Raw genomic sequence first — 25,498 nt, forward strand, 5'->3', positions numbered from 1 at the left:
GAACGATCTACATAAGTCTGTTTGACTAAATAAAGGATATATTGAAGAATAAGTGGTGAAATAATTAGTTCGATTCACTTAATTTCTCATCAAAAGACAGTATTTTCAGAAAAAATGATTGACGATAAAAACGAATGCGCTTACAATGAAAACACATTCCAAAAAGTGAAATTGAATTCCACTAGACGGAATTAAAGGAGTCGTTCATCTCCAAATAAGAGGCTAAAGGAATGATTCACACGATGAAAAATCGAAGTGCACTGGAAATATACAAAGAAGGAGGCGCTTGGTGGGAGACTGAGATTAGTCATATTCAAAAAAATTCAATTGAACTTCGGGGCTATCCAATTGAAGAGCTTATTGGTCAATTATCGTATCCACAAATGCTTTATTTACTGCTTGTTGGTGAATTACTAGATGATTCGAAGGCAACTCTTTTTGAAAGTGTTCTGGTCGCAGGTGCGGATCATGGGCCAAGGGCACCGTCTATTGCAGCGGCAAGAATGGCGGTTACATGCGGCATTTCGTTTAATTCCTCTGTTGCAACAGGGGTGAATCTATTAGGTGATATTCATGGCGGAGCCGGAGAAAAGGCGATGCGTATGTTATACGAAGCCAAAGCGGTTTATGATGCACAAAAAGATATGAAGTCTGCTGCAAAGCAAGTATGTCAGACGTGGTTAGCTCGCAAGGAAAAAATTCCGGGAATCGGCCATCAGCTGCATGATGATGATCCGAGAGTGAGACGGCTGTATGAGCTGAGTCAAACATATGTGCAGCAAGGTGATATCAGCGGAACGTACTTACGGTTAGCTGAGGCGATTAGACATGAACTAGAACAATTAAAAGGGAAAAAAATTACGATGAACATAGATGGTGTATCTGCTGCGATCCAATGTGAATTAAGCATTCCAGCTGAAGCGGCAAAAGGCATCTTTTCCTTATCCAGAGGAATGGGCATCGTGGCGCATGCATATGAAGAGCTGACAAAAGGTGCCCTAGTGAAAGGCCCTTGTCCGAATGAAGAAAGACTGGTTCGTTATGCGGGGGTCGGGACGCGTCACTTGAAGGAGGGTGAGAAAATTTGAGTGAATTGAAAGCGTTGTCATATATAAACGGCGAATGGCTGGATGCAAACCATGGCAAAGAAGATATCATCAATCCATACTCTGGGGAAATGATCGGTACATCCTATCTTGCATCCTCAGAAGATATAGAACAGGCGCTTTCTATTGCGCAGCAAGCTAAAAAACAAATAGCGGCAATATCAGCATTAGAACGCTCAACGCTTCTAACAAAGGCAGCCGCCTTATTGGAAGAACAAAAAGAGCATTTTGCAAAACTCATTTCTTTAGAATTAGGCAAACCGCTTAAAAATACAAGAGATGAAGTCTCACGATCAATTGAAACGCTGGCGCAGTCAGCCGAAGAAGCCAATCGACTAATCGGTGAGACCATTCCTGGCAATGTATCTTCCCGTGGACAGAGAGCAATGGCGATGACATTTAAAGTGCCGGTTGGGGTTGTGCTGGCGATTACGCCTTTTAATGCGCCTCTCAACTTAATTTGTCACAAAATCGGTCCAGCTTTTGCGGCAGGGAATGCCATTATTTTAAAACCAGCACCGCAAACATCAGCTGTTGCTACAGCGTTTGTTAAGCTCCTGCTTGAAGCAGGGTTTCCTGAAAAGAGCCTGCAGCTTGTGATTGGAGGAGTAGACGCCGGCAGACAGTTAGTCACTGATGAAAGAACCAATCTTGTTTCTTTTACTGGCGGTGCGGTGGGCGGAGAACATATTTCAAACTCTGCTGGATTAAAAAAGGTACTGCTGGAACTCGGAGGAAATGGAGCGACGATTGTTCATCATGATGCAGATATCGAGCAAGCCGCATCTCTTTGCGCTAAAACGGGCTTTAGCAACTCTGGTCAAAGCTGTATTTCTGTTCAAAGAATTTATGTTCACAAGCAAATTTTGTCGACATTTACTGAGACACTTAAACAAAAAGTAGAACAGCTCGTCGTTGGAGATCCGCTGTCTAGTGAAAGTGATATCGGCTGTATGGTTGATGTACAGGCAGCAAAACGTGTGGAGGCATGGATACATGAGGCAGAGAAAATGGGTGCCGAGCTTCTATCTGGAGGACAACGAAATGGCGCAAGCATCACACCGGCTATTTTGCTAAACCCTCCAAAACAAGCCAAGGTTGTCTGTGAAGAAGTGTTCGGTCCAGTTGTCAGTGTCCTTCCATATGAGGAGCTGGATGAGGCAATCAAAGAAGCAAACGATAGTCGATACGGTCTGCAGGCAGGCGTCTTTACGAATCAGCTAGATGTTGCGTTACACGCAGCAAAAGAGCTTGAAACTGGCGGCGTAGTCATCAATGGGACATCGAATTTCAGACTAGATCACTGGCCATATGGCGGGATTAAACGAAGCGGTATTGGAAGGGAAGGCCCGCGTTTCGCCATCGAGGAGATGACCGAAACCAAAATGGTTGTGCTGCCAAATGGGCTATAAAGGGGGAAGATGGATGTGAATGTCTTTCAGCAAAAGGTAAAGAGTGCGCAGACAGGCGGTCAGCCGATGATTTGTACGCCGCTCATTGGACAAACAAAGGAAGAATTGTTTCTTGAAGTTGAGGTGTTAGCTGAGAAGAAGCCTGATGTGATAGAGTGGCGAGCGGATTTTTTCAATCACCTCAATGACAAGGAACAAGTCATCACCACCCTGAAAGGGATGATTGAAAAGGCAGATAACATCCCATTTTTATTCACCATTCGTTCTGAAAAAGAGGGCGGCGAATGCATCTCACTCTCAGAGGATGAAAAGGTTTCCCTGCTTGTCGAGCTTTGTGCCACTCAGCTTGTGGCTGCCGTTGATTTTGAATTAATGCATGATGTCTCGCATATGCAGCAAGTCAGTCAGGCGGCTAAGAGAAACGGGGTCATCTTGATTGTGTCGTACCACGATTTCCAGCGTACCCCGGAGGCAGATCGGCTTGTGGAGCTATTCACCAATGCAGAATCGGTTGGCGCCGATATCGCAAAGATCGCCGTCATGCCGCATTCCTATGAGGATGCACTGACACTGCTCTTTGCGACAGGCAAGGCGAAAAAGCATCTGTCCATCCCCGTTATTTCGATGGCGATGGGGGAATATGGTGCCTTCACAAGAATGGTAGGTGGACTCTTTGGGTCTGTCATGACCTTTGCTGTAGGGAAAGAAAGCTCGGCACCTGGACAAGTTGCAATACAGGATTTGAATGCCGTTCTATCGATTGTGTTTTCAAAGAATCAGTGAGTAGCAGATTCATAGCTGCACCGTGAGAGGAGAGAAACATGAAGAAGAATATATCTACACAGGTCATTCAGTATTTAGAAAATCGAGGAGTTGAGCATATCTTCGGTCTGTGCGGTCATACGAATATTGCTTTTTTATCAGCCCTAGAAAAAAGCCGTATTCAATTTGTGAATGTTAGACATGAACAGATAGCGGCGCATGCAGCAGACGGTTATGCACGAGCGAAAAAACAGACGGCTGTTGTGCTCAGTCACTTAGGTCCTGGACTCACCAATGCGGCAACAGGCGTAGCGAATGCCGCACTCGATTCCATTCCAATGGTTGTCATTGCAGGAGATGTTCCAAGTCATTACTACGGAAAGCACCCACACCAAGAAATCAATCTTCATTCCGATGCTTCTCAATACGAAATTTATCGCCCATTTGTGAAAAGAGCATGGCGAGTCGACATTCCAGAATTATTTCCAGAAATTTTATCAAAAGCGTTTCAGTTAGCTGAAAGCGGCCGCCCTGGGCCAGTCCTGATTTCAGTTCCGATGGATGTGTTCTCAAAAGACCTAGATGTGTCGTTATTTGAACAAATCGCTCATCATACAAACACCGTTGAAAAACCATCTATTGATGATCAAACAGCGAATCGGATATTAGATCGATTGCTGCAGGCAGACAAACCGCTCTTATATGTAGGGGGAGGCATTTTACTAGCCGATGCAGCAGAAGAGTTAAAGGCATTTTCTGACCATTTGAGCATCCCTGTTGCCCATTCTCTGATGGGGAAAGGGGCGATGCCGGATGATCATCCAATGACCCTTGGCATGACAGGATTTTGGGGAACGAAATTTATCAATGATCAGTGTAAAGAAGCGGATTATATATTGGCATTAGGCACCCGTTTTGCTGAAGCAGATGCGAGTTCGTGGGAATCGGAGTATACGTTCAATTTCCAATCAACCAAGCTCATTCATATTGACATTGATCCGAATGAAATTGGCCGGAACTATCCTGTTGAAATTGGAGCGGTAGCAGATCTCAAGCAGGCGTTGACTGTACTCAATCGTGTGGCGAAAGAAAGGCTGCCAGAAGGTCTGGATCGCCCTCAATTGAAAAAAGACATTGCGGCATATCGTGAGGAATTTCAGAAGAGCAATTTGACGAATATTCAAGACGAGTCTTTCCCAATGAAACCACAGCGTATTTTGCAGGAAGTGCGAGAAGTATTGCCGCCGGATGCTTTCATTACAACCGATGTTGGCTGGAATAAAAATGGGGTCGGACAGCAATTTCCTGTATACACGCCAGGCACTATTTTAACCCCAGGTGGTTTTGCGACGATGGGATTTGGCGCTCCCGCTGCACTTGGAGCAAAGATTGCCCAGCCTGACCGTGTCGTTGTATCACTTGTTGGGGACGGCGGATTCGGTCAAAATCCATCTGTTCTCGCAACAGCCATGGAAGAAAACATTCCTGTCGTGTGGATTGTGATGAACAATAGTGCGTTTGGGACGATCGCCGGCTTGCAAATGGCACACTATGAAACGACATACGGCACTGTTTTTAGAAAAGATGGAGAAAGCTATTCACCTGATTTTGCAGCCATTGCGAGAGGTTATGGGATGAAGGGAATCAAAATTACGGCGGCTTCTGAATTCAAAGAAGCTTTGGCTGAAGCGATCGCCTCTCAGGAACCATGTGTCATTGATGTAGCGATGAAAAATGATCCAGTGCCTACTGATGGACATTGGAACATTAATGATATTTATTCACCAAATACAAAACGCTCACATGTCAGTGTGAACTAAACATTACTAGGGAGGAATAAACAATGAAAATTAAAGTATTAAATCCATTTCAAGACGGTCATCCATTATGGTTAGGTTTAGATCATCCAGAAGAGAAAATGATTCGGAAAGTGTTTCAAACGATAACACCAGATACCGTAGGGTCAGAGCATATGATGGCAGGTCTCACTATTTTTGAGCCGGGCGAAGCAAGCTCGGTACACAATCATCCGGGTTCAGAGGAATTTGATTATGTGATTAAAGGGTCTGGCGAAGTCATTTGCGATGGAGAAAGACAATCATTTAAACAAAATGACTTTATGTTTATTCCAGATGGTGTCTCACATCAGCATGTGAACACAGGGGACGAACCTTTATGGCTGATTTGGCTCTATACACCGCAAGGGCAGCTTCCGAAGGACTAAAAAAACCTTGCACGAGAGAAAGAAGAAAAGGGGCTAAAATAGAAAGCATTTTAGCCCTTTATCAATTGAATGAAAGGGAGTCAAGCAATGAATAAGAATACACCGCTTGAAGGAATCAAAATATTAGATGTTTCTACGATGATTGCTGCACCATACGGCGCGGTGCTTCTAGGGGATTTTGGTGCAGAGGTCATTAAAGTCGAGATTCCTGGAAAAGGGGATACACTGCGGCATGTTGGTCCTTTTGCAGATGGTGAACCTTTGAGGTGGTCAGGGCTTTCAAGGAATAAGAAATCTCTTACACTCGATTTGCACAAAGAAGAAGCAAAAGACATTTTTAAAAAGCTTGCAGCGCAGGTTGATGTGATCATTGAAAATTTTCGTCCAGGAACACTAGAAAAATGGGACGTTGGGTACGATGTATTAAAAGAAATCAACCCTCGTTTAATTATGATTCGTGTTTCGGGTTATGGGCAAACCGGTCCGTTTAAGGACAAGGCGGGATTTGGTACACCTGCGACGGCGTTTAGCGGCTTTACATATATTCAAGGGTTTCCAGATCGGCATCCAGTCAGCCCTTCCTTTTCCCTTACGGATTATATCGCAGGAATTTATGTGGCGTTTGCCACTGTGACAGCGATGTATTACCGTGACACACATTCAGAAGGAACTGGGCAAATGGTGGATTTGGCTCTCTATGAATCTGTGTTCCGCATGTTAGAATTTTTGGTTGCTGAATATGACAAGCTAGGGAAGGTGCGTGAGCGTTCACCAGGGTTAAGCGGTCATTCAAGCCCTGCCGGCACCTATGAGACAAAGGACGGCCATTATTTGGTTCTTGTGACGAGTACAGATTCGACCTTTAATCGATTGGCAGAGGCGATGAATCGCTTAGATTTACTTGAGAACGAGAAATTCTCTGTGAATGCAGCCAGGCTGAAGCATAACGATGAAATGGATGCGATCGTCTCGCAGTGGATTGCGTCCAAAACAAGAGATGACGTCCTAGACATTCTAGATACACATGGTGTGCCTGTGAGTCCGATTCTAAGCATTCGGGATATCTTTGAGCATCCGCAATTTAAAGCACGAGAAAATATTGTCGAGGTGCATCATCCGCGTCTTGGAAAAGTGAAGGTGCCTGGGATCATTCCGAAGTTTGAAAAAACCCCCGGCCGTATTCGCCATATTGCGCCTGATTTAGGTGAACATAATTATGAAATTTTAACGAAAATGCTTGGCTTCACAGAAGAAGAGTGTAAACAGTTAGAAGAAAAAGGGGTCATTTAAGACACTCAACCGATCCGCACGCTGCGGAAACAAAGGAGGATGGTTATGAAAGTGCATTCAGAACTGAAGGGGAACGACTTGCGGCCTACTTATGCGAAACCAACAAAAGCTCGTTTCGGCATCTTGATTCTGTTGTTTTTTATTACCGCTATTAATTATATTGATCGAGCCAGTGTATCCATTGTTGCACCTGCGATTCAGTCTTCATTGCAATTAAACCCTGCCTTATTAGGCCTCATCTTTTCAGCATTTAGCTGGACCTATACAGCCATGCAGATCCCTGGCGGCTTTATTCTTGATAAGTTTGGATCAAAGGTAACGTATGGAATATCACTCATTACTTGGTCTATTTTCACCGGTTTACAGGCGTTTGCGAACAGCTTTGCCTTCTTATTTGGCTGCCGTTTGTTTATCGGAATTACAGAATCTCCCGCATTTCCTGCGAATAACCGCATTGTGACCACTTGGTTTCCAAGGCGGGAACGCGCATTTGCAACAGGGGTTTATACCGCTGGAGAGTATGTGGGGCTTGCATTTGCGACACCTCTTCTTTTTTGGATCATGACAACTTTCGATTGGAGAACCGTCTTTATCACGGCAGGTGCGCTCGGTATTATATTTGCTTTCTTTTGGTACAAGTATTATCACGAACCGAAAGAGCATCCAAAGATCAATGAAGATGAGCTAGAATTGATCCGTCAAGGCGAAGGACTGACAGTGGCATCACAGGAGAAACTGAAATGGGCAGACTTTGCCGCACTTTTAAAATATCGTAAATTGATTGGACTCTATATTGGTCAATTTTCTGTTGCGTCTACCCTCTTTTTCTTTTTAACATGGTTTCCGACCTATTTAGCAGAGGCGAAAAATATGGCCTTTCTCAAAGTAGGTTTTGCGGCATCCCTGCCATACATCGCTGCATTCTTTGGGGTGCTGTTTGGAGGATATGTGTCTGACTGGCTGCTTAAAAAGGGTGTATCGGTCAATGTAGCGAGAAAGCTGCCGGTTGTGGTCGGTCTGCTTCTGACAAGTACCATTGTTTTAGCGAATTTTACAACGAATATCCCGCTTGTGCTGACTATTTTATCCATCGCCTCCTTTGCGCAAGGACTGTCTAATATCTCCTGGACCATGCTGTCTGAGGTGGCACCAAGAGAAATGGTCGGTCTGGCTGGCGGCGTATTCAACTTTTTTGCTAACTTATCCGGCATCATCACCCCGCTGATTATCGGATTCATTGTATCGGCGACAGGCTCTTACAACGGCGGTATTTTATTCGTCAGCTTAGTGGCATTAGGCGGAGCGTTGTCGTATATCTTTATTGTAGGTAAGATTGAGCGGATTCAATTAAAATAATAGAGAGCAAGAAAAAGAGAACTCATTGGGTTCTCTTTCAGCGTGTAGACAAACCCTCGCATTCGGTGTCAGTTCTGTGTGCCGGTGCTCACGAATGTCAAATTCGCTCCGCGCCGGTACTCGTCCTTCCTTGACTGCAAAGGTTTTCTATCACACTGAAAAAAGACAAAGGGCTAAAATCAAGTTCATTTTAGCCCTTTGTCAACAATCTTGAAAGAGAACTCATTGGGTTCTCTTTTTCTATGAATAAAAGATGACGGTGATGATCGTTGCACATGCGATACCCATGCTGATATAAAAACCAGCAAACCAGATATTCCATCGAGTGATTCGGTAAGGGTTGACCTTCATCAAATCGGCTAATAGGGAGACAGATACATTATATGGGCTAAACATGACCGTTGAGGTTCCAGCGATAATGAACATGATTGCGATGGGAAGGGCAGGCAGTTCATGAATGACAGGTGCCATCAAGCTCACTAATAGAGCAAGCGAAACGAGCGGGTGAAAACCGCAAAGAGCGGTGATGAGAAAATACAGCCCGATGACCCCATAAACCCAAATGGCATGATCTGATATACTGACGATAAATGCTTGAATCGGCTGCAGGCTGTTTGTGACAAGCAGCATATCGACAAAGAAGCCCGCACTTAAAAATAGACACATATAATTGGAGAGCTGACGGGTTCGTTCTTTCCAATGGGGAATAGAGACGGCTACATATTGTTTTCGTTTTTTGATGATAGACGAGAATAATAGAGCGAAAGGAATAATCGTCAGCACAACAGCGAACAGATAACCTTTCCCAACCCAGGCGTCAACAAGTGAAACGACTGTCATAAAACTGAGCAGCATGAAAGCAAGCTGAAGGGTTTTTCTCTTGATGCGATGAGGGTTGGAGTGAGCTTCCGCCGGCTGGATGATATGCGGCAATCGTTTGCTTTGACGAGAAAACAGCAACCAATCCGTCAACAGCACAAGCACCATTAAACAAAACGTAACGGGTGCAATCTGATAATATTTCAATTTGGTTGCATCAATGGTGACACTCACCAGTACTTCGACAGGACTCCAGCTAAGACATAGCGCATATGACCTTAAAAGATTGCGCGTATAAAGGTGCTGTTTGACTTGTTCCTGAAGGGCGTTCAGCGATGGTTTCAAGGATGTATATAATAAGGGAATCGTTGCGATATTTAAAAACATGCCAAGAACATGAGTGACAAATGAACTCTTGCGATAAAGCTGATTTGTGCTCGTTGTATGTAAGGTAAGCAGTTTATTTAATTGAGTATCGAAATGTCCAACGTGTATGAGAGAATGAATAAATGGCAGCATGAAAAATAAAGAAAGCAAGCCTAGCATGGAATGAAAATGAAGAAAAAGCGTATGCAAAGGCTGTTCTGACCAGAAAAATAACACCAATCCAATCAAGAGAAACATAGCACCCGTTTTCAAATAAAGCCCATTAGCCTTCTTAAAGGAAATGGTAAGCGAAGCAGCCGCCAGCAGACCAACCAAATAGGAGAGAATGGGAGCAGGGAATAGTTGATGAACGATGTATAAGCTAATAAGAAGTGTGAAAAGTAGCAGGTAGATCATGATATCTCCTCCATCAAAACATCTATTGGTTTTATTCCGTACAGTGGAATTTGTTTTCTTTTAGTGGAACATTTAAAATGGATTATAGCAAAATTGGTCAATCATGTCGATAAGAAATCAAAGGGGAAAAGGAGAAAGTGAACATGGCTGATAAGAAGTCAAAAGAAGAATCAGGATTGCGTACCGTTCAGCGCGCTTTGGATATTCTTTCTTGCTTTAGCGAAGAACGTCAAGAGTTGACGCTAACAGACATTTCAAAAGAGATGAACTTAGCAATGTCTACCACAACGAGACTGCTCAAGGCACTTGAAATGAATCATTTTGTGGAAAAGAACCAAGAGACAATGAAGTACCGGCTCGGTCAAAGACTTTATCTTCTCGGTTATATTGCTGGGAAGTCCATCAAATTGAGGGAACTGGCAAAACCGCTCATGTACACACTTCGTGATGAAACAAAGGAAACCGTCAACCTGTATGTGCTGGATCACAAAAGCAGGGTATGTATTGAACAAGCCGAAGGGCTGCAATCGATTCGGCATCTTGTGAAAATCGGTGAGAAGCTGCCGTTATACGCTGGTGCTGGTGGAAAGGTGCTGCTTGCTTTCCAAAGCGAAGAGTTTCAACAGCAAGTTTTCGCGTCTGAGGCTGATCACATGACGATGGAGGAATGGCGAAAAGAATGTCGTCATATTCTTGAAACGCACACCGCTTGCAGTATTGATGAACGGGAAGTCGGATCGGCGGCAGTGGCGGCACCGATCTTTAACATTCATGGGGAGGTGCAGGCATGTTTATCCATATCTGGACCGACCCAACGATTTACTGAAGATGTCATCTCTCAGCTGCAGCAAAAAGTGAAAGAGCATGCCGAGAAGCTCTCCGAACAGCTCGGTTACGTCGTCAAACACAATTTTTAAGAATGCCTATCTTTTCTCAGTCCATTTATCATATAATAGAAACATTATGTAGCATTCCTTGTCGTAAGGAGGACGTGTCACGAACATGAAAAACAATAGAGAGATTCCTGTGAGACAGCGAAATATTGTCCTCATTGGCTTTATGGGCGTTGGGAAAACAACCATTGGGCAGCTGGTTGCCAAAAAGTTATATAGAGATTTTATTGATGTTGATCAGGAGATTGAGAAAAAGTACAACATGACGATTCCAGAAATGTTTCAGCAAAAAGGAGAAGATTTCTTCAGACAGGCTGAAAAGGACTATATCGTCGATTTATGTGAACATACTCAGCTAAAGATCGTGTCTCTTGGAGGCGGTGCGTTTAAACAGGAAGAAATCAAACGATCTTGCTTAAAGCATTGTACGGTTCTTTTCCTTGACCTATCTTGGGAGAATTGGAAACAGCGGCTGGATATTTTAATTGAAAACCGTCCTGTTCTTCATAACCGTACGCTTGACGAGATGAAAGAACTGTTTGAAGAGCGCCGGGAAATTTATTCCCTTCATAACTCAAGAGTGGAAACAGATCATCTAGAAGCTGAAGAAGTCGCCAATTATATTGTCGACACACTCAAGCTTGGCTGGGATTTATATTCGAAATAAAAAAGTCTACCGCTTTAGGGTAGACTTTTTTCTATAGGATCAGTGTTTAATCCCTTGAAGCAGTGCAGCTTTTAGGCAAAAGGATGTTGGCTGACGATGTTCGTCGAATTGCAGTTGAAACAGCTGTTTCGTTTCATCGTCTGCAGCATGAAGGTGGGCAACGATCTCCTTTTGAACATTCTCTGGTGTACGTCCACGTATGATCCAGTCCTGATATTCAATATGCAGATCCCAGTAACGGATATCTTCTTTCGTCAGATGGTTGTCAGCGAAAAGCTCTTTCCATTCTGATAACGAGCTTTCTCGCACATGGGAAGGATCTCTCAGTCTATTTAAATGATTAATAAATGAATCCTGTACAGGGTTTTCGGGTGCATAATGATCGACAAGTAGAAATTTGCCGCCTTTCTTTAAGACTCGGCTGATTTCAGACATGGCTGCCGGGAGATGTGGGAAGTGATGAGCAGCAAATCGGCATGTGACGAGATCAAATGATGCATCAGAAAAGGGCAATGCGTCTGCGGATGCCTGCTCAAACGTAATGTGGTTCAGCTGTCGCTCTTTTGCAAGTGCTGTAGCAACCTCAATCATTTTGTGCGTGACATCAATCCCGATTCCTTTAGAGATGACGTCTGAAAAGGAAAAAACGGTATGACCTGCCGCGCAGCCGATATCAAGTAGGTGCTCATCGCCCTTTGGTTTCGTCGCCGTTTTCATCCATTCAAGCTCTTTTCCAGCTGCAAAGATGGGTGAATCTCGGTAGTTCTCTGCATTTTGTGAGAATTGTTTCTCTGCTTTTGAATATGGATTCATTTCTTTACCCCCTTTTTGTTGTTTCTTTATCGTAGGGTTCTTCTTGTGATTTGTCTAAGACATAAAAGATATGATATGAATAGTTAAAACCTATGAGGTGAGAGAAGTGGATATACGAATGATGGAATATGTCATGGAAGTGTACCGGCAGCAAAGCTTTACAAAAGCAGCGGAAAAACTTCACATTGCACAGCCCTCATTAAGTCAGCAAATTAAAAAACTTGAGGAAGAATTAGATACTCCCCTGTTTATTCGGAAGTATGGACAAGTCACTCCTACACCTCAGGGAAACCGATTGATCAAAAGAGCAGAAACCATTTTGAAGGAACGAGATGATTTATTGCGTGAGATGGGGGAAGCTGCTTATGAGGTGGGGAAAGAACTGATGATCGGTGCGCCAGCTGTTACAGGGGGATATGTCCTGCCAAGTTTATTAAAAACCTATTGTCAAACGTATCCGCATGTTCACGTTCATTTGATAGAAGAATCGCCTCGTGAGCTAGAAAGACGTTTACTCACTGGGAAACTGGATCTGGCGATTCTTTCTTTGCCTGTCGAGCATGAATCATTGAAAACAAAACAAATGCTGACCGAGCCGCTTCTTCTCGCCATTCCGCAAACGGCTCAACCGTGGTTGACAGATGAACTGAATGAAATCATCAATCAAGCGGATCAAGAAGGGTCTGTCCCGTTTCGTCTTCTGGAAGATGCCCCATTTATTATGCTGAAAGAGGGATATGGCTTTCGGCAAGTGGTCACGGAACTGTGCCGTCATCATGGCTTTCGGCCGAGGATTGCATTTGAAACGAGTCATATTCAAACAGCTCAGGCATTGGTTGAAAATGAGCTAGGGGTGACAGTGGTGCCGAAAATGGTGGCACAAGAGGAAAGGAAAGCAGTCACTTATTTACACATTGATTCATGCCCAACCCGCACACTTGTGTTTGCATATGTGGAAGAAAGATATTTAACGAAAGCCGCTCAAGCCTTCATGGACCTTCAACAGAATCAAGGAAAAGCTTAAACAAACGTTTAATCAAACGTAAAAAGCAGGGGAGCCCCCTGCTTTCTAATATAAATCCAGACGCTGATCTGTCATGACGGGGATTTGTTGTCTCACTTCATCTACGAGCTGAAGATCAATGTCTGCATAATAAATGTCTTCTTCATCATTTGTCTCAAGCAGAATGCGTCCGAGCGGGTCAATTACCATGGAGTGACCAGGGAATTCAGTGTCTCTGCTTGTGCCCGTCCGGTTCACCGCAATCACAAATGACTGATTCTCAATGGCTCTTGCGATGAGCAGACTGCGCCAATGGTCCACTCTTGCTGACGGCCATTGAGCGGTATTGATAAGCACCTTCGCCCCTTTGTTCACGAGCGTCCTAGAAAGCTGAGGGAAGCGGAGGTCATAGCAGATCATGGTGCCAATCTTGACATCTTCATCATAGTTAAATAAACCAAGCTGATGACCGGCGGTTAAATAGTTGTGTTCATCCATTAAGCGGAATAAATGAATTTTATCATAATCTAACAAAAGCTCACCTTGACGGTCAAACACATACATCGTGTTGGTGATATCTTCATTTGTTGTCCGCTTATTCAAGACACTCCCTGCGATGAGATATACTTGGTGTTTACGAGCAAAGGAAGAGAAGAGTTGTTTTGTCCGCTCACCATCTGCATCGGCAAGCTCATCCGCTTGTTCCAGCGCATAGCCGGTATTCCACATTTCAGGTAGAATAATCAAATCAGGCTGTTGACGGATGGCTTCTTCTAAAAATGCTTCTGCTTTCTGAAAGTTTACATCAGGTTCTCCTATTTGTACGTCCATTTGAATCAGGGCGATGTTCATGTCGGTCGTCCTCCTTTATTCGTTTCATGCAATGAATGGTTCGGTGATATTGCCTGAAGCATCTAGTCTTCAAGCCAGTTTCTTTATCATAAAGCTTTCAGTCATCTTTGCCAATAGAAATGTCAGAAGGTTTTGTTAAATGACTTTCTCAATCAAGAAATGAGTGGTATGATACTCATAACTAATAAAACAAAGGGGAATAGTATGATATGCAATTGTTCGATTTATCACTAGAAGAGCTAAAAAAATATAAACCAAAGAAAACAGCACGTCCTGATTTCTCAGACTTTTGGAAGAAATCGCTCGAAGAACTGCACCAAGTGGAGGCAGAGCCAACACTTGAATCTTATGACTATCCAGTGAAAGGCGTCAAGGTGTACCGCCTGACGTATCAAAGCTTTGGACATTCTAAAATTGAAGGCTTTTATGCTGTGCCTGATCAAACTGGTCCGCATCCAGCGCTCGTTCGTTTTCATGGCTATAATGCCAGCTATGACGGCGGCATTCACGACATCGTCAACTGGGCGCTGCATGGCTATGCGACGTTTGGAATGCTTGTCCGTGGTCAAGGTGGCAGTGAAGACACATCAGTGACGCCAGGCGGACATGCATTAGGGTGGATGACAAAAGGCATTTTATCGAAGGATACGTACTATTATCGAGGTGTTTATCTAGATGCTGTTCGTGCACTCGAAGTCATTCAGTCTTTCCCCGAAGTAGATGAACACCGTATCGGCGTGATCGGTGGAAGTCAGGGGGGTGCATTAGCGATTGCGGCCGCAGCCCTTTCAGACATTCCAAAAGTCGTTGTGTCAGACTATCCTTACTTATCAAATTTTGAGCGTGCAGTTGATGTTGCCTTGGAGCAGCCTTATTTAGAAATCAATTCATACTTTCGCAGAAACAGTGATCCTGAAGCTGAAGAAAAGGTATTTGAAACATTAAGTTACTTTGATTTAATCAATTTAGCCGGCTGGGTGAAACAGCCAACATTGATGGCGATCGGTCTGATTGATCAAGTGACACCGCCATCCACCGTGTTTGCGGCATACAATCATTTAGAAACAGATAAAGAGCTGAAAGTGTACCGATATTTTGGGCACGAGTTTATTCCTGCTTTTCAAACAGAGAAGCTGTCCTTTTTACAAAAGCATTTGCTTCTATCGACATAAGAGCATGACAAAGAGCTAAAATGACATTCATTTTAGCTCTTTGTCTTTTTTCAGCTATTGGAGCGATCAGCTTAATAACTGGTGTTCTGTCTTGTTTTTTCATCAGGTACTAATGCTGTAACGATGAGGGTAAGGGCTGTGATGATGTGAAGGATGAATCCTAGAATCGGAATCCATGCAAGGCAGGATGTGACAATTCCAATGATACTTCCGATCATTGGTCCCTGGTCTCGCTTCGATAAGACGAGTGTGATAATATGCAGAATAAGCATGACCATGAGCGGTGAATAGCCATTGCTGATAACGAATAGACCTCCGATCACAGGGATAGCAAGGCAAGCTTCAAAAATCCCAGTGATCCATTTCATAATGCGAGATATAGACATCAGATCCAACTCCTTTTTCATATATGTCTTATTCGTATTTTCCCAAAAGGTGAAGAAGTCATGCAGAATTCTATAGAAAGAGTTGATGGACACTTGAGAGAAAGAATTAAGGAAGAGCTGAAAATCATCGAAGAAACGTATGACGTCAAGATTTGCCTCGCCGTTGAATCGGGCAGCAGGGCATGGGGATTTCCTTCAACTGACAGTGATTATGATGTTCGCTTTTTATACGTTCCACGGAAGGAATGGTACTGGGCGATGGAAGAACATCGAGATGTCATAGAACGACCGATTGATGACATGCTTGATATCAGCGGCTGGGAGCTGCGAAAGGCGCTGCGTTTATTCAATAAATCGAATCCATCCATTATGGAATGGCTGTCTTCTGACATCATTTATGCTGAATCCTTCTCTCTAGCCAAGCAGCTGAGAGAATTAAAGGATCGAGCGTTTTATCCCGCAGCATTGATGTATCATTACCTCAATATGGCGAAGCGGAATGAAAGCCGGCATTTAAGAGGAGAGCAGGTGCGAATCAAGAAGTATTTCTATGTGCTCCGTCCACTGCTTGCCTGCCAGTGGATCGAACGCTACCGGACGGTTCCACCCATGGACTTTCATGAATTACTCAAGGAGCTAGTGGAGGAAGGCCCGCTGTTAGCAGAAATTCACGAACTGCTCAAACGTAAAATGGACGGAGAAGAAATGGATGTAGAGAACCGTCTCGCTCATGTCCATCCATTTATTGATCAAGAGCTGGTGCGTTTTGATGAATTGGTGAAAAGCTACAATCAGCCGAAAGACAATCTGATGCAAGAATTAAATGAGCTTTTGCAGTCTACCCTTGATGAGGTGTGGGCGTAGGAGGGGAGAGTCAGCCGGATAGCGGCAGACTCTTTTTTTATCTCTTATTGTGATAAAACCACAAAAAAAGTCAGAATTTTTGTCATCTTCAAATATTGTAGCGGACAGCTCATGAGCCTTACAATAAAGACATAGCTTACAAAGAGTGGGAGGTGCCCTTTATGGAGTCGGTCACAAGAAATTTCTTCTTGTTTTTGTCAAAGAGCAGTCTCTTGAACCATATTGCTCGTAATTGGGGAAGTGCTGTTGCATCAAAGAAAATCATCGGTGGGAAGGATTTTGAGAGCGCTATCCCTGTCATCAAACGATTAAACGATCAAGGTATGGTCGTAACGGTTGATCACCTCGGTGAGTTTGTCACAAAGGCAGAGATTGCAAATGAGCGGACGAATGAGTGTATTCAAACCATTCAGCGAATTGCAGAGGCGGGACTCAATTCCCACGTGTCACTTAAAATGACATCGCTTGGCTTAGATATTGACGATGACCTTGTGTATCGCAATATGAAAAGCATTTTAGATACGGCAGAGAAACACCGTATTATGGTGACAATTGATATGGAGGATGAACAGCGCTGTCAAAAAACGCTGGACATTTTTAAAGAAATGAAATCTCAATATGAGTATGTCAGTACGGTTTTGCAGGCGTATTTGTACAGAACAGAACAAGATCTTGATGACCTAAATGAGTTGCAGCCATTTTTAAGACTTGTAAAGGGTGCCTATAAGGAATCCGCCGAAGTGGCGTATCCAAACAAAAAAGACGTCGATCAGAATTACAAGAAGCTGATCGAAAAGCAGTTACTCTCAGGGAATTATACAGCCATTGCGACACATGACGATCAAATGATCGAATTTACGAAACATATTGTGAAAAAACACAATATACAGACAGATCAGTTCGAATTTCAAATGCTGTATGGCATGAGATCAGAAACGCAGCAAGCACTCGTGAAGGAAGGCTATCAAATGAGGGTCTACACCCCGTATGGACGAGAGTGGTATGGCTACTACATGAGACGTCTTGCAGAACGACCGGCAAACATTGCATTTGCTTTAAAAGGGATGACGAGAAAATAATTTGAAACGGGAGCGTGACAAAGATGACAACACCTTACAAGCATGAACCATTCACGGATTTTAGCCAGGAAGAAAATCGCCAAGCGTTTGAACAAGCATTAGCCAAAGTAACAGAATCGCTTGGGCAAACCTATCCGCTTGTGATTAATGGAGAAAGAATCGAAACAACAGACAAGATTGTCTCGATCAATCCGGCGAAGAAGGAAGAAGTCGTGGGTACCGTATCAAAAGCTGGGAAAGAAGAGGCAGAGCAAGCGATTCAAGCTGCGGCAAAAGCGTTTGAAACATGGCGCTACACGTCTCCAGAAGAAAGAGCCGGCGTCTTATTCCGCGCTGCGGCAAGCATTCGCCGTAAAAAGCATGAGTATTCAGCCCTTCTCGTAAAAGAAGCAGGGAAGCCTTGGAATGAAGCGGATGCAGATACAGCAGAAGCCATTGACTTCCTAGAGTATTATGCCCGTCAAATGCTAGAGCTTGCGAAAGGCAAACCGGTGAACAGCCGCGAAGGGGAACGCAATCAATATGTGTACACACCAACTGGCGTGACGCTTGTCATTCCACCATGGAACTTCTTGTTTGCGATCATGGCAGGAACAACCGTTGCACCAATCGTCACAGGGAATACAGTCGTATTAAAGCCAGCAAGTGCGACGCCTGTCATTGCTGCCCGCTTTGTAGAAGAACTGGAGCAAGCAGGTCTGCCGAAAGGTGTTGTCAACTTCGTGCCAGGTAGCGGAGCAGAAGTAGGAGATTACTTAGTAGATCATCCGAAAACAAGCCTTATTACATTCACTGGATCAAGAGAAGTGGGCACACGTATTTTTGAACGTGCGGCAAAAGTGCAGCCAGGACAACAGCATTTAAAGCGTGTCATTGCTGAAATGGGCGGTAAAGATACCGTGGTTGTAGATGAGGATGCAGATGTCGAATTAGCCGCTAACGCCATTTTCACATCAGCCTTCGGATTCTCAGGTCAAAAATGTTCAGCTGGGTCTCGTGCGGTCGTCCACGAGAAGCTGTATGACCAAGTCGTTGAGCGAGTGAAGGAAATCACAGAAACGAAAACAACAGCGAATCCGTTATCAGCTGATGTGTACATGGGACCTGTCATTGATCAAGCTTCCTTTGACAAAATCACGGAATATATCGAAATTGGCAAGCAAGAAGGCCGTCTAGTCACTGGCGGAACAAGTGATGATTCAGAAGGGTACTTCATTCATCCAACCGTGTTTGCAGATCTAGAGCCAACATCTCGTTTAATGCAAGAAGAAATCTTTGGACCTGTCCTAGCTTTCTCAAAAGTCTCAAGCTTTGATGAGGCGCTTGAAGTAGCCAACAACACAGAATACGGGTTAACCGGTGCGGTCATTACAAATAATCGTGATCATATCAACCGTGCGAAGCAGGAGTTCCATGTCGGGAACCTTTACTTTAACCGTAACTGTACGGGAGCGATTGTGGGTTACCACCCATTTGGCGGCTTTAAAATGTCAGGAACTGATTCAAAAGCAGGCGGTCCAGATTACCTTGCTCTGCACATGCAGGCCAAAACGATCAGCGAAATGTTTTAATATGGAAAAGCATGAACTCGTGCCGGCGAGTTCATGCTTTTTTTACCTGTCTACGACTTGTTTCTATACAAATCTGACTGGAAAGAAGTATGATAAATGTATCACTTAATCAGGGAGCAATCGGGATGGAAGAGATATTAGAAAAGCTTCATACATTTTTTGATGTCGATAAATTAATTGCATTTATTAGTGGTTATTTAAAAAAACCAGTCATTTTAGAAAGTACTGAATGTCAGCTGCTTGCTTATAATTCTTACAGCATCCAGCAGTTCGACCCAGTCAATCAGCAAACCATTTTCTCAAAGGAATGTCCGGGAGCTGTGGTGGATTGGTTAAAAAAAACAGGGGTCATTGAGCAACTATACACAGATTCAAATCCTTTTTATGTGAATGGTCATGAGGAGCTCGGGTTTAATCGACGAGTGGCTGTGAGCGCCAAGCACAAACAAGAGGTTGTCGGCTTTATTTGGGTGCAGGACATTGAAGATTCTCTCTCTCAAGAGGAGCTGCAATTTTTACACGAGGCATCGTTTCAGGTTGGAAAAGTCATTTATAAAAATAAGAAACAGCTGGAGAAAAAGGAAGGCAAGATTGAAGAGTTCTTCAAAAAGGTCATGGATGATCATTTTTATACAGAAGAAGAGCTGAAATGGGAAGCTGAGAATTTAAGCATTCCACTGCCAGCTGTCTTTACTGTGATGGTTGTTCATGCCGCCGATAATAAAAGTGAGACGGCAGAAGATGTGAAGGATGTGATTAGAACCTATTTACAGCTAGAAGACAAGGTCAATCACGTCTACTCTGTGCAAGCAGACATCGTCGTGATATTAGGCAGTTTGTCAGATCGACACTCACCAAAAGCGACCGCTGCGGATGTCGTCGCCCATCTTCAATCGAAAACGCATACACACCCATCTCCTTTATATATTGGGATGGGAAGAGAATATCGAGATGTCATGAAAATGAGCACCAGTCGATTTGAAGCGATAGAAGTCGTGAAAGCAGTGAAGATTGTCGGGGGGCAGGAATTGATTCCATACGATTACGAGCATTTGGGGGTCTTCCGGTTTTTAGATTCTATTTACAGTCACCAAAAAAAGAAAAACGACTTTAATCCAGATTTGTTGCGCCTAAAGGAAAAAGACCGTGACAGCCAAACATCATTTTTAAAAACCTTAGAGGTCTACTTATTGAATAATTGCAAGTTGAAACCAGCTGCAGAGCAGTTGTTTATTCATCAAAATACACTAAACTATCGAATGAAACAAATTTTTGAAATGACGTCTATTGATTTAAGTCATTTTAGCCAGCGATGTGAGTTATTTATTGAATTGATGCTGATGAAAAAAGATCAATAGGCGTGGACTCCGCAGGTGCAAAGGATGACCTGCGGATTTTTATGCGAGATCATAAAATGGCATACAATTGCCTTATTTCGTTGTATGATAGATAAAGATTTTATGAGGAAAGTGAAAGGAGGGCCACCTTTGGGATCAGTCACCTTGGCCATTTTGATTTTCATCATGACCCTCGTCCTTGTCATTTGGCAGCCAGGACGTTTAACCATTGGATGGTCAGCGTGCGGGGGAGCGATTCTTGCTCTTGCTTTTGGGGTCGTTCATTTGGGCGATGTATGGGAAGTTACCCAAATTGTCTGGAACGCCACCTTTGCATTTATTGGAATTATCATCATTTCATTGATTTTAGATGAGATTGGTTTTTTTGAATGGGCGGCACTTCATATGGCAAAAGCCGCAAGAGGGAACGGGGTCCGCATGTTTATTTATTTAACATTGCTCGGCGCTGTGGTAGCAGCTTTTTTTGCCAACGATGGAGCGGCACTTATCTTAACCCCGATCGTTTTATCTGTGGTCAGAGCGTTGAAGCTGGATGAGCGTATGATCCTGCCATTTGTCATGGCAAGCGGCTTTATTGCAGATACGACTTCTTTGCCATTTGTCATTAGTAACTTGGTCAATATCGTATCAGCCGATTATTTTCATATTGGCTTTCTTGAATATACAGCAAACATGTTCGTTCCAAACCTTGTATCGCTTGGCGCTAGTATGCTTGTGCTGTATGTGTTTTACCGCAAACTCATCCCGAAAACGTACGATGTTTCGCAGGCGAAGGAACCAGCTTCGGCCATTCGTGATCTGCGCATGTTCCGGTTATCTTGGTATGTGTTAGGATGCTTGCTTATTGGATATTTTGCTGGGGAATTGGCAGGCATTCCGGTGTCAATCATTGTAGGAGGCATTGCCATTGCTTTCTTATGGCTGGCGAAACGGAGTCCACAAGTAGCGACAAAACGAGTCGTCAAAGAAGCACCTTGGTCGATTGTGTTTTTCTCTATCGGCATGTATGTCGTGGTGTATGGGTTGAAAAATGTCGGCCTGACAGAAATTTTAGCGGCGTGGATTGAACAGGGGGCGTCACACGGTTTACTTGCGGGAACGATGTTTATGGGGGTCCTGGCAGCAGTGCTATCTTCTGTCATGAACAATCTCCCAACCGTTTTAATTGATGCGATTGCCATCGGTCACACAGATACAGCAGGTGTGATGAGAGATGCACTGATTTATGCCAACGTCATCGGCTCAAACCTTGGCCCGAAAATGACCCCAATCGGTTCATTGGCGACATTGCTGTGGCTTCATGTCTTGAAGAAAAAAGGTGTGCATATTTCTTGGGGGGCATACATGAAAGCTGGAATCATTCTAACCATACCGACTCTGATCATCACGTTATTGGGGTTGTATGTGTGGTTATGGCTGATACATTAAAAAGCAGATCCCATGGATCTCAGCGCATAGACAAACCCTCGCATTCTTTGTCAGTCCTGCGTGCTGGTGCTCACGAATGTCAAATTCGCTCCGCGCCAGTACTCGTCCTTCCTAGACTGCAAAGGTTTTCTATCACGCTGAAAAGAAAACAAAGGGCTAAAATCAAGTTCATTTTAGCCCTTTGTTAACAATCTGAGCAGATCCCACGGATCTGTTTTTTGTTGTTATAGATATTTTGCATAGCGTTTTTCCAAAAAGTCTTGGAGCAATGAGACCACACTGCATATGCCCCAGTAAATCAAGGCAACCAATATATACATGGTCATATAATCGAATTCTCTTCCGCCCACAATTTTTGCTTGCTGGAAGAGTTCTGGCACAGTAATCATTGCCGCTAGTGAGGAAGCTTTGATTAAATCAAGCATGACGTTGGTCAGGGGCGGCAGTGCAATGCGCACGGATTGAGGCAAAATGACTCCGCGCATCGTTTGCCAATAGCTGAGACCAAGTGATTTGGCGGCTTCCACTTGACCACTTGGAACAGAGGAGAGGGCCGCCCGGTTAATTTCGGCAATGTATGCAGCACTATTGAAGCTGAATCCAATAATAGCAGCAGTGACAGCTGTAAATTCAATGCCGATGTAAGGGAATCCGAAATAAAGGATAAACAAAATGACCAGAATGGGAACCCCTCGCATGAATGAAATATACAGCCGTGCAGGCAGCCGAAGGAACCATGTATTTGCCATTCTAGCAAGGGCAATAAAAAAGCCTAGAATCGTACCAAAAAACATGCTCACAAAAGAAATGAGCAGCGTCAGCCAGATGCCTTTCATCACAAATGGAAATGACGCTTTTGCCAGTGCAGGATTAAAGATATATTCTAAATGAATATCTCCCACGGCTGCGGCTCCTTATTTAGAAATGTCGACATCTTCGACATCAACATCAATTTTCTTTGAGACGTCAGCATGATTAAAGAATTTCTCCGAAATCTTTTTCATGGTTCCGTCTTTTTTCATCTCTTTTAATACACGATTTAATTCTTTTTGAAGCTCTGTATTGTCTTTTTTCATCACAAACCCTTGTTCATTCGGCATGTATTTTAAGTCTGGATGGATCGTAATATTTAGCTTAGGGAATGCAGCAAGCGCCAGTGTTTGCAAGTAGTAGTCATTTAAAATGACATCTGTACGGCCGTTTGCAACATCCTTTAAATATTGCTCGTTTGTGGCATTATCATAGATGACTTCTTTTGCACCATACTTACGGGCAACATCCATATAAATGGTCGTTGCAGCACCTGCTGCTTTCTTTCCTTTTAAATCCTTTAGCGTTTTAATACCTGACAGATCATCTTTTCTGACGATAGCGGTTCCATATGAGTATTTATAAGGTGTTGAAAAGGCGAACTTATCTTTCCTGTCATCTGTGATGTCGATATCGTTTGCAGCGGCATCCACCTGACCTGAATTAATGGCACTGAGCATACCGTCATAACCCATTTCTTTAAATTCTACTTTTACGTCAAGGCGCTTAAATGCTTCTTTGACGACTTCCACTTCATAGCCAGTCAATTGATCCTTGCCGTTTGATGTATCATGGTAAGACGTAGGATACAAGGTGCCTGAAGTAGCGACCACGATTTTCCCTTTCTTTTGAATCTGATCCCACTTTGATTCTCCAGACTGAGATGAGCCTGATTGATTGCAAGCAGACATGACAAGCATGAGAGCAGACACAACAAGCAGCACCCATATAGGTTTTCTATGATAAAAACGACTCATTTAAGAATCCTCCTCTATTTTTTATACAAAACAAAACATAGCACGCTTTTTCAGTTAGGACAACGTTTTCAGATGAAAAGCGAAAAAGTAAGAATATTATGTGCAATTTGATGGGATGAATAATGTATAAAAAAGGAAAGAGTGCGCAAATTAAAATCGAATAAAGGAGGGAACGACAGAGATGAAAAAAACAAGTGGTTTGATCATACTAACGATGGTGCTATTATTTGGTTTTCAGGTGAATACGGCTCATGGAGAAACACCCCAAATGGAAAAGCGCCCCGTCACGCATCAAGTAAAATTAACGACAGAGCAACAAAAACAAATTGAAGTACTTGAACAGCAAATTTTGTCTAAACGAAAAGAAGTGATCGAAAAATACGTTCAGTATGGTGTGTTAACGAAGGAACAAGGCACGCACATCACAAAACGAATGGATGAACATTACAATCACTTAAAAAATAACGGGTTTGTTCCATTACTAAAAAAACCACAGCACCATCGACCATAAGTTTAAGAAAACCGGCAGCAAGGTGCCGGTTTTTATTGTTTATGTGTTAAAAGGTCAGCGTCTCACCATCTTGAGGGACAAAAATGGCCTGATCTGCATGATTCTCTTGAATGTAAGATTTTAATGCGGCTCTTGTTAATAAACAATGATTCACGGCTTCAAGGTGACAGGCGATGATTTGAGCTTGTGGTTGAGTATGGTGAATGTCTACAATCTCTTCCTTTGTCATCGTAATTGGATCGCCCTCTAAAAATTGGGCAGCCCCACTATTGACCACAATAATATCTGGCTGGCATGTATTCACAACCTCTTTCGGCTCATCACACCAAATGGTATCTCCTGCAATATAAAGAGTAGGCTCATCAGGATGAGAGAAAACAAAACCGCTCACTTGTCCCATCCGTTTAGCGGTTTCTCCTGTCCCGTGCTGCCCGCCAGTTCGTTTGATATGAACACCGCAAACATCCATTTCATCTTCAATGCATGTAACATGCTGAAATCCAGCTTCTTTTACTTCCGTGCGATCTTTCTCTGATTGAGTATAGATCGGCAAAGTTTGAGCTAATCTCTTTTTTGCCTCGTCGTCAAAGTGATCTACATGTAAATGAGTGAGCAGGACAGCATCCGGCTGTAATATCTTGTCCAAATCAATGTTTGCAGGCAGCTCAACAATTGGATTGTTTGCATGTTGATTGGCAGTATGCGGGAATGGTGGATAGGTTCCTTTTGCTGCTAAAAAGGGATCGATTAAAAATGTTGACGAACCATATTGAAGGTATAAAGTAGCATTACGAATGAGTGTTATTTTCATTAGAAAGGCCTCCTTTTTTTCTCATTAAGTTTACAGTATATTAAAAGAGCCTCATGTGACAGAGGATCATGAAAGTCTTTCAGCGGAACGACTTGATTTTTGAAAGAGGTGAGCCAATGCTAGACAAAACAGATATGGATATATTAAAAGAACTCTCAAAGAATAGCCGATTGACGATGAAAGCACTTGGTGAAAAAGTCCATTTAACCGGTCAAGCTGCTAAAAATAGAGTTTTAAAGCTTGAAGAAGAGGGGATTATTGAAGCCTATACCATTTCAATTAACTGGCGGACACAGCAGAACATCCAAACATTTTTGCAGCTCTTTACCCGAAGTCATGATCATGAACCGCTTTTATCGTTTCTCCATCAAAAGGAAGAAATCAAAAACCTGTTTAAAATTAGTGGAGAGGGCTGTTATATGGCTGAAGGACATTTCTCCAGTCATGATGAGCTTGATCAATTTTTAACGGAGCTAACAAAGCATGCAAATTATAAATTGTCTATCGCTGTAAAACGTCTCACTCATCAAGAATAGATGAGGCGCAGGAGG

At 43.3% G+C, this 25,498-nt stretch carries 25 protein-coding genes; 18 read left to right on the plus strand and 7 right to left on the minus strand.

From position 1 onward, the window contains the following. Positions 1 to 230 precede the first annotated feature (230 nt). The 7 genes from ABG082_RS01795 (at position 231) to ABG082_RS01825 (ending at position 8,150) form a co-directional block, all read left to right on the plus strand. Positions 231 to 1,088, plus strand: coding sequence for a citryl-CoA lyase (locus ABG082_RS01795; protein WP_008342102.1), 858 nt, complete (start codon positions 231 to 233; stop codon positions 1,086 to 1,088). Next, on the plus strand, positions 1,085 to 2,518 hold the full coding sequence (locus ABG082_RS01800) for an aldehyde dehydrogenase family protein (RefSeq protein ID WP_348936459.1): 1,434 nt from the start codon (positions 1,085 to 1,087) through the stop codon (positions 2,516 to 2,518). Before ABG082_RS01795 ends, ABG082_RS01800 begins: the two co-directional genes overlap by 4 nt. Positions 2,519 to 2,527: 9 nt before the next feature. Further along, positions 2,528 to 3,301: a type I 3-dehydroquinate dehydratase gene (gene aroD / locus ABG082_RS01805; RefSeq protein WP_348936460.1), complete on the plus strand. Its 774-nt coding sequence runs from the start codon at positions 2,528 to 2,530 to the stop codon at positions 3,299 to 3,301. Between the two features lie 38 nt (positions 3,302 to 3,339). After that, on the plus strand, positions 3,340 to 5,100 hold the full coding sequence (locus tag ABG082_RS01810; protein WP_348936461.1) for a thiamine pyrophosphate-binding protein: 1,761 nt from the start codon (positions 3,340 to 3,342) through the stop codon (positions 5,098 to 5,100). 23 nt (positions 5,101 to 5,123) lie between these two features. Then, positions 5,124 to 5,504 carry a cupin domain-containing protein gene (locus tag ABG082_RS01815; RefSeq protein WP_008342095.1) on the plus strand — a complete coding sequence of 127 codons (381 nt, stop codon included), beginning with the start codon at positions 5,124 to 5,126 and terminating at the stop codon, positions 5,502 to 5,504. Between the two features lie 87 nt (positions 5,505 to 5,591). Beyond that, a complete protein-coding gene (locus ABG082_RS01820) occupies positions 5,592 to 6,794 on the plus strand; it encodes a CoA transferase (protein WP_017358567.1) in 1,203 nt (400 codons plus the stop codon). Positions 6,795 to 6,839: 45 nt separating this feature from the next. Further along, positions 6,840 to 8,150: an MFS transporter gene (locus ABG082_RS01825; RefSeq protein ID WP_317328570.1), complete on the plus strand. Its 1,311-nt coding sequence runs from the start codon at positions 6,840 to 6,842 to the stop codon at positions 8,148 to 8,150. A 240-nt stretch (positions 8,151 to 8,390) separates the two neighbouring features. Here the strand turns inward: ABG082_RS01825 and ABG082_RS01830 are convergent, their stop codons facing one another. Next, positions 8,391 to 9,752, minus strand: coding sequence for a hypothetical protein (locus tag ABG082_RS01830; RefSeq protein WP_008342085.1), 1,362 nt, complete (start codon positions 9,750 to 9,752; stop codon positions 8,391 to 8,393). A 143-nt stretch (positions 9,753 to 9,895) separates the two neighbouring features. Here ABG082_RS01830 and ABG082_RS01835 point away from each other — a divergent pair, with 143 nt between their 5' ends. Continuing rightward, entirely contained in the window at positions 9,896 to 10,669 is a 774-nt protein-coding gene (locus tag ABG082_RS01835; protein ID WP_348936462.1) for an IclR family transcriptional regulator, read from the plus strand. Between the two features lie 85 nt (positions 10,670 to 10,754). After that, positions 10,755 to 11,312, plus strand: coding sequence for a shikimate kinase (locus ABG082_RS01840; protein ID WP_025206715.1), 558 nt, complete (start codon positions 10,755 to 10,757; stop codon positions 11,310 to 11,312). Positions 11,313 to 11,351: 39 nt separating this feature from the next. On the opposite strand, the gene ABG082_RS01845 is transcribed toward ABG082_RS01840, so the two are convergent. Further along, positions 11,352 to 12,125, minus strand: coding sequence for a class I SAM-dependent methyltransferase (locus ABG082_RS01845; protein ID WP_348936463.1), 774 nt, complete (start codon positions 12,123 to 12,125; stop codon positions 11,352 to 11,354). Positions 12,126 to 12,243: 118 nt separating this feature from the next. On the opposite strand from ABG082_RS01845, the gene ABG082_RS01850 reads away from it, so the two are divergent. Beyond that, positions 12,244 to 13,149 (plus strand): LysR substrate-binding domain-containing protein, encoded by a 906-nt coding sequence (locus ABG082_RS01850; RefSeq protein ID WP_249670464.1) that lies wholly within the window; start codon positions 12,244 to 12,246, stop codon positions 13,147 to 13,149. 45 nt (positions 13,150 to 13,194) lie between these two features. On the opposite strand, the gene ABG082_RS01855 is transcribed toward ABG082_RS01850, so the two are convergent. After that, complete coding sequence (locus ABG082_RS01855) at positions 13,195 to 13,980, minus strand: carbon-nitrogen family hydrolase (protein ID WP_129548074.1); 786 nt, start codon at positions 13,978 to 13,980, stop codon at positions 13,195 to 13,197. A 209-nt stretch (positions 13,981 to 14,189) separates the two neighbouring features. Between ABG082_RS01855 and ABG082_RS01860 the strand changes: the two genes are divergently transcribed. After that, positions 14,190 to 15,152 (plus strand): acetylxylan esterase, encoded by a 963-nt coding sequence (locus ABG082_RS01860; protein ID WP_348936464.1) that lies wholly within the window; start codon positions 14,190 to 14,192, stop codon positions 15,150 to 15,152. A 71-nt stretch (positions 15,153 to 15,223) separates the two neighbouring features. Here ABG082_RS01860 and ABG082_RS01865 read toward each other — a convergent pair whose 3' ends face one another. Next, entirely contained in the window at positions 15,224 to 15,538 is a 315-nt protein-coding gene (locus tag ABG082_RS01865; protein ID WP_348936465.1) for a hypothetical protein, read from the minus strand. Positions 15,539 to 15,598: 60 nt separating this feature from the next. Here ABG082_RS01865 and ABG082_RS01870 point away from each other — a divergent pair, with 60 nt between their 5' ends. From ABG082_RS01870 to ABG082_RS01890, 5 genes are all read left to right on the plus strand, one after another. Further along, positions 15,599 to 16,402 (plus strand): nucleotidyltransferase domain-containing protein, encoded by an 804-nt coding sequence (locus ABG082_RS01870; RefSeq protein ID WP_081832181.1) that lies wholly within the window; start codon positions 15,599 to 15,601, stop codon positions 16,400 to 16,402. A gap of 161 nt (positions 16,403 to 16,563) precedes the next feature. Beyond that, positions 16,564 to 17,481 (plus strand): proline dehydrogenase, encoded by a 918-nt coding sequence (locus ABG082_RS01875; protein WP_348936466.1) that lies wholly within the window; start codon positions 16,564 to 16,566, stop codon positions 17,479 to 17,481. A gap of 23 nt (positions 17,482 to 17,504) precedes the next feature. Then, the gene (gene pruA / locus ABG082_RS01880; protein WP_007498254.1) at positions 17,505 to 19,052 is read left to right on the plus strand and encodes an L-glutamate gamma-semialdehyde dehydrogenase; all 1,548 of its coding nucleotides are present in this window, start codon (positions 17,505 to 17,507) and stop codon (positions 19,050 to 19,052) included. 125 nt (positions 19,053 to 19,177) lie between these two features. Then, positions 19,178 to 20,410 carry a helix-turn-helix domain-containing protein gene (locus ABG082_RS01885; protein WP_017358555.1) on the plus strand — a complete coding sequence of 411 codons (1,233 nt, stop codon included), beginning with the start codon at positions 19,178 to 19,180 and terminating at the stop codon, positions 20,408 to 20,410. A gap of 129 nt (positions 20,411 to 20,539) precedes the next feature. Next, positions 20,540 to 21,838 (plus strand): arsenic transporter, encoded by a 1,299-nt coding sequence (locus ABG082_RS01890; protein ID WP_348936467.1) that lies wholly within the window; start codon positions 20,540 to 20,542, stop codon positions 21,836 to 21,838. A 224-nt stretch (positions 21,839 to 22,062) separates the two neighbouring features. Here the strand turns inward: ABG082_RS01890 and ABG082_RS01895 are convergent, their stop codons facing one another. Both ABG082_RS01895 and ABG082_RS01900 read right to left on the minus strand, forming a co-directional pair. Next, positions 22,063 to 22,740: an amino acid ABC transporter permease gene (locus ABG082_RS01895; RefSeq protein ID WP_008347854.1), complete on the minus strand. Its 678-nt coding sequence runs from the start codon at positions 22,738 to 22,740 to the stop codon at positions 22,063 to 22,065. 12 nt (positions 22,741 to 22,752) lie between these two features. Beyond that, positions 22,753 to 23,625 carry a transporter substrate-binding domain-containing protein gene (locus ABG082_RS01900; protein WP_008347852.1) on the minus strand — a complete coding sequence of 291 codons (873 nt, stop codon included), beginning with the start codon at positions 23,623 to 23,625 and terminating at the stop codon, positions 22,753 to 22,755. A 181-nt stretch (positions 23,626 to 23,806) separates the two neighbouring features. Here ABG082_RS01900 and ABG082_RS01905 point away from each other — a divergent pair, with 181 nt between their 5' ends. After that, positions 23,807 to 24,136 carry a YckD family protein gene (locus ABG082_RS01905; protein WP_017366586.1) on the plus strand — a complete coding sequence of 110 codons (330 nt, stop codon included), beginning with the start codon at positions 23,807 to 23,809 and terminating at the stop codon, positions 24,134 to 24,136. 46 nt (positions 24,137 to 24,182) lie between these two features. On the opposite strand, the gene ABG082_RS01910 is transcribed toward ABG082_RS01905, so the two are convergent. Continuing rightward, on the minus strand, positions 24,183 to 24,947 hold the full coding sequence (locus tag ABG082_RS01910) for an MBL fold metallo-hydrolase (protein WP_348936468.1): 765 nt from the start codon (positions 24,945 to 24,947) through the stop codon (positions 24,183 to 24,185). 116 nt (positions 24,948 to 25,063) lie between these two features. Here ABG082_RS01910 and ABG082_RS01915 point away from each other — a divergent pair, with 116 nt between their 5' ends. Further along, the gene (locus ABG082_RS01915; protein WP_026050043.1) at positions 25,064 to 25,483 is read left to right on the plus strand and encodes an Lrp/AsnC family transcriptional regulator; all 420 of its coding nucleotides are present in this window, start codon (positions 25,064 to 25,066) and stop codon (positions 25,481 to 25,483) included. Positions 25,484 to 25,498 lie beyond the last annotated feature (15 nt).

The organism is Bacillus sp. BS1807G30 (assembly GCF_040047675.1).
GTDB classification, from domain to species: Bacteria; Bacillota; Bacilli; order Bacillales; family Bacillaceae; genus Bacillus; species Bacillus altitudinis.

Bases quoted from the DNA above. Each gene is read 5' to 3' on its own strand.
- ABG082_RS01795 (WP_008342102.1), top strand. From the start codon at position 231: ATGATTCACACGATGAAAAATCGAAGTGCACTGGAAATATACAAAGAA.
- aroD (WP_348936460.1), top strand. From the start codon at position 2,528: ATGGATGTGAATGTCTTTCAGCAAAAGGTAAAGAGTGCGCAGACAGGC.
- ABG082_RS01810 (WP_348936461.1), top strand. From the start codon at position 3,340: ATGAAGAAGAATATATCTACACAGGTCATTCAGTATTTAGAAAATCGA.
- ABG082_RS01815 (WP_008342095.1), top strand. From the start codon at position 5,124: ATGAAAATTAAAGTATTAAATCCATTTCAAGACGGTCATCCATTATGG.
- ABG082_RS01820 (WP_017358567.1), top strand. From the start codon at position 5,592: ATGAATAAGAATACACCGCTTGAAGGAATCAAAATATTAGATGTTTCT.
- ABG082_RS01825 (WP_317328570.1), top strand. From the start codon at position 6,840: ATGAAAGTGCATTCAGAACTGAAGGGGAACGACTTGCGGCCTACTTAT.
- ABG082_RS01830 (WP_008342085.1), bottom strand. From the start codon at position 9,752: ATGATCTACCTGCTACTTTTCACACTTCTTATTAGCTTATACATCGTT.
- ABG082_RS01835 (WP_348936462.1), top strand. From the start codon at position 9,896: ATGGCTGATAAGAAGTCAAAAGAAGAATCAGGATTGCGTACCGTTCAG.
- ABG082_RS01840 (WP_025206715.1), top strand. From the start codon at position 10,755: ATGAAAAACAATAGAGAGATTCCTGTGAGACAGCGAAATATTGTCCTC.
- ABG082_RS01845 (WP_348936463.1), bottom strand. From the start codon at position 12,125: ATGAATCCATATTCAAAAGCAGAGAAACAATTCTCACAAAATGCAGAG.
- ABG082_RS01850 (WP_249670464.1), top strand. From the start codon at position 12,244: ATGATGGAATATGTCATGGAAGTGTACCGGCAGCAAAGCTTTACAAAA.
- ABG082_RS01855 (WP_129548074.1), bottom strand. From the start codon at position 13,980: ATGAACATCGCCCTGATTCAAATGGACGTACAAATAGGAGAACCTGAT.
- ABG082_RS01860 (WP_348936464.1), top strand. From the start codon at position 14,190: ATGCAATTGTTCGATTTATCACTAGAAGAGCTAAAAAAATATAAACCA.
- ABG082_RS01865 (WP_348936465.1), bottom strand. From the start codon at position 15,538: ATGTCTATATCTCGCATTATGAAATGGATCACTGGGATTTTTGAAGCT.
- ABG082_RS01870 (WP_081832181.1), top strand. From the start codon at position 15,599: ATGCAGAATTCTATAGAAAGAGTTGATGGACACTTGAGAGAAAGAATT.
- ABG082_RS01875 (WP_348936466.1), top strand. From the start codon at position 16,564: ATGGAGTCGGTCACAAGAAATTTCTTCTTGTTTTTGTCAAAGAGCAGT.
- pruA (WP_007498254.1), top strand. From the start codon at position 17,505: ATGACAACACCTTACAAGCATGAACCATTCACGGATTTTAGCCAGGAA.
- ABG082_RS01885 (WP_017358555.1), top strand. From the start codon at position 19,178: ATGGAAGAGATATTAGAAAAGCTTCATACATTTTTTGATGTCGATAAA.
- ABG082_RS01900 (WP_008347852.1), bottom strand. From the start codon at position 23,625: ATGAGTCGTTTTTATCATAGAAAACCTATATGGGTGCTGCTTGTTGTG.
- ABG082_RS01905 (WP_017366586.1), top strand. From the start codon at position 23,807: ATGAAAAAAACAAGTGGTTTGATCATACTAACGATGGTGCTATTATTT.
- ABG082_RS01910 (WP_348936468.1), bottom strand. From the start codon at position 24,947: ATGAAAATAACACTCATTCGTAATGCTACTTTATACCTTCAATATGGT.
- ABG082_RS01915 (WP_026050043.1), top strand. From the start codon at position 25,064: ATGCTAGACAAAACAGATATGGATATATTAAAAGAACTCTCAAAGAAT.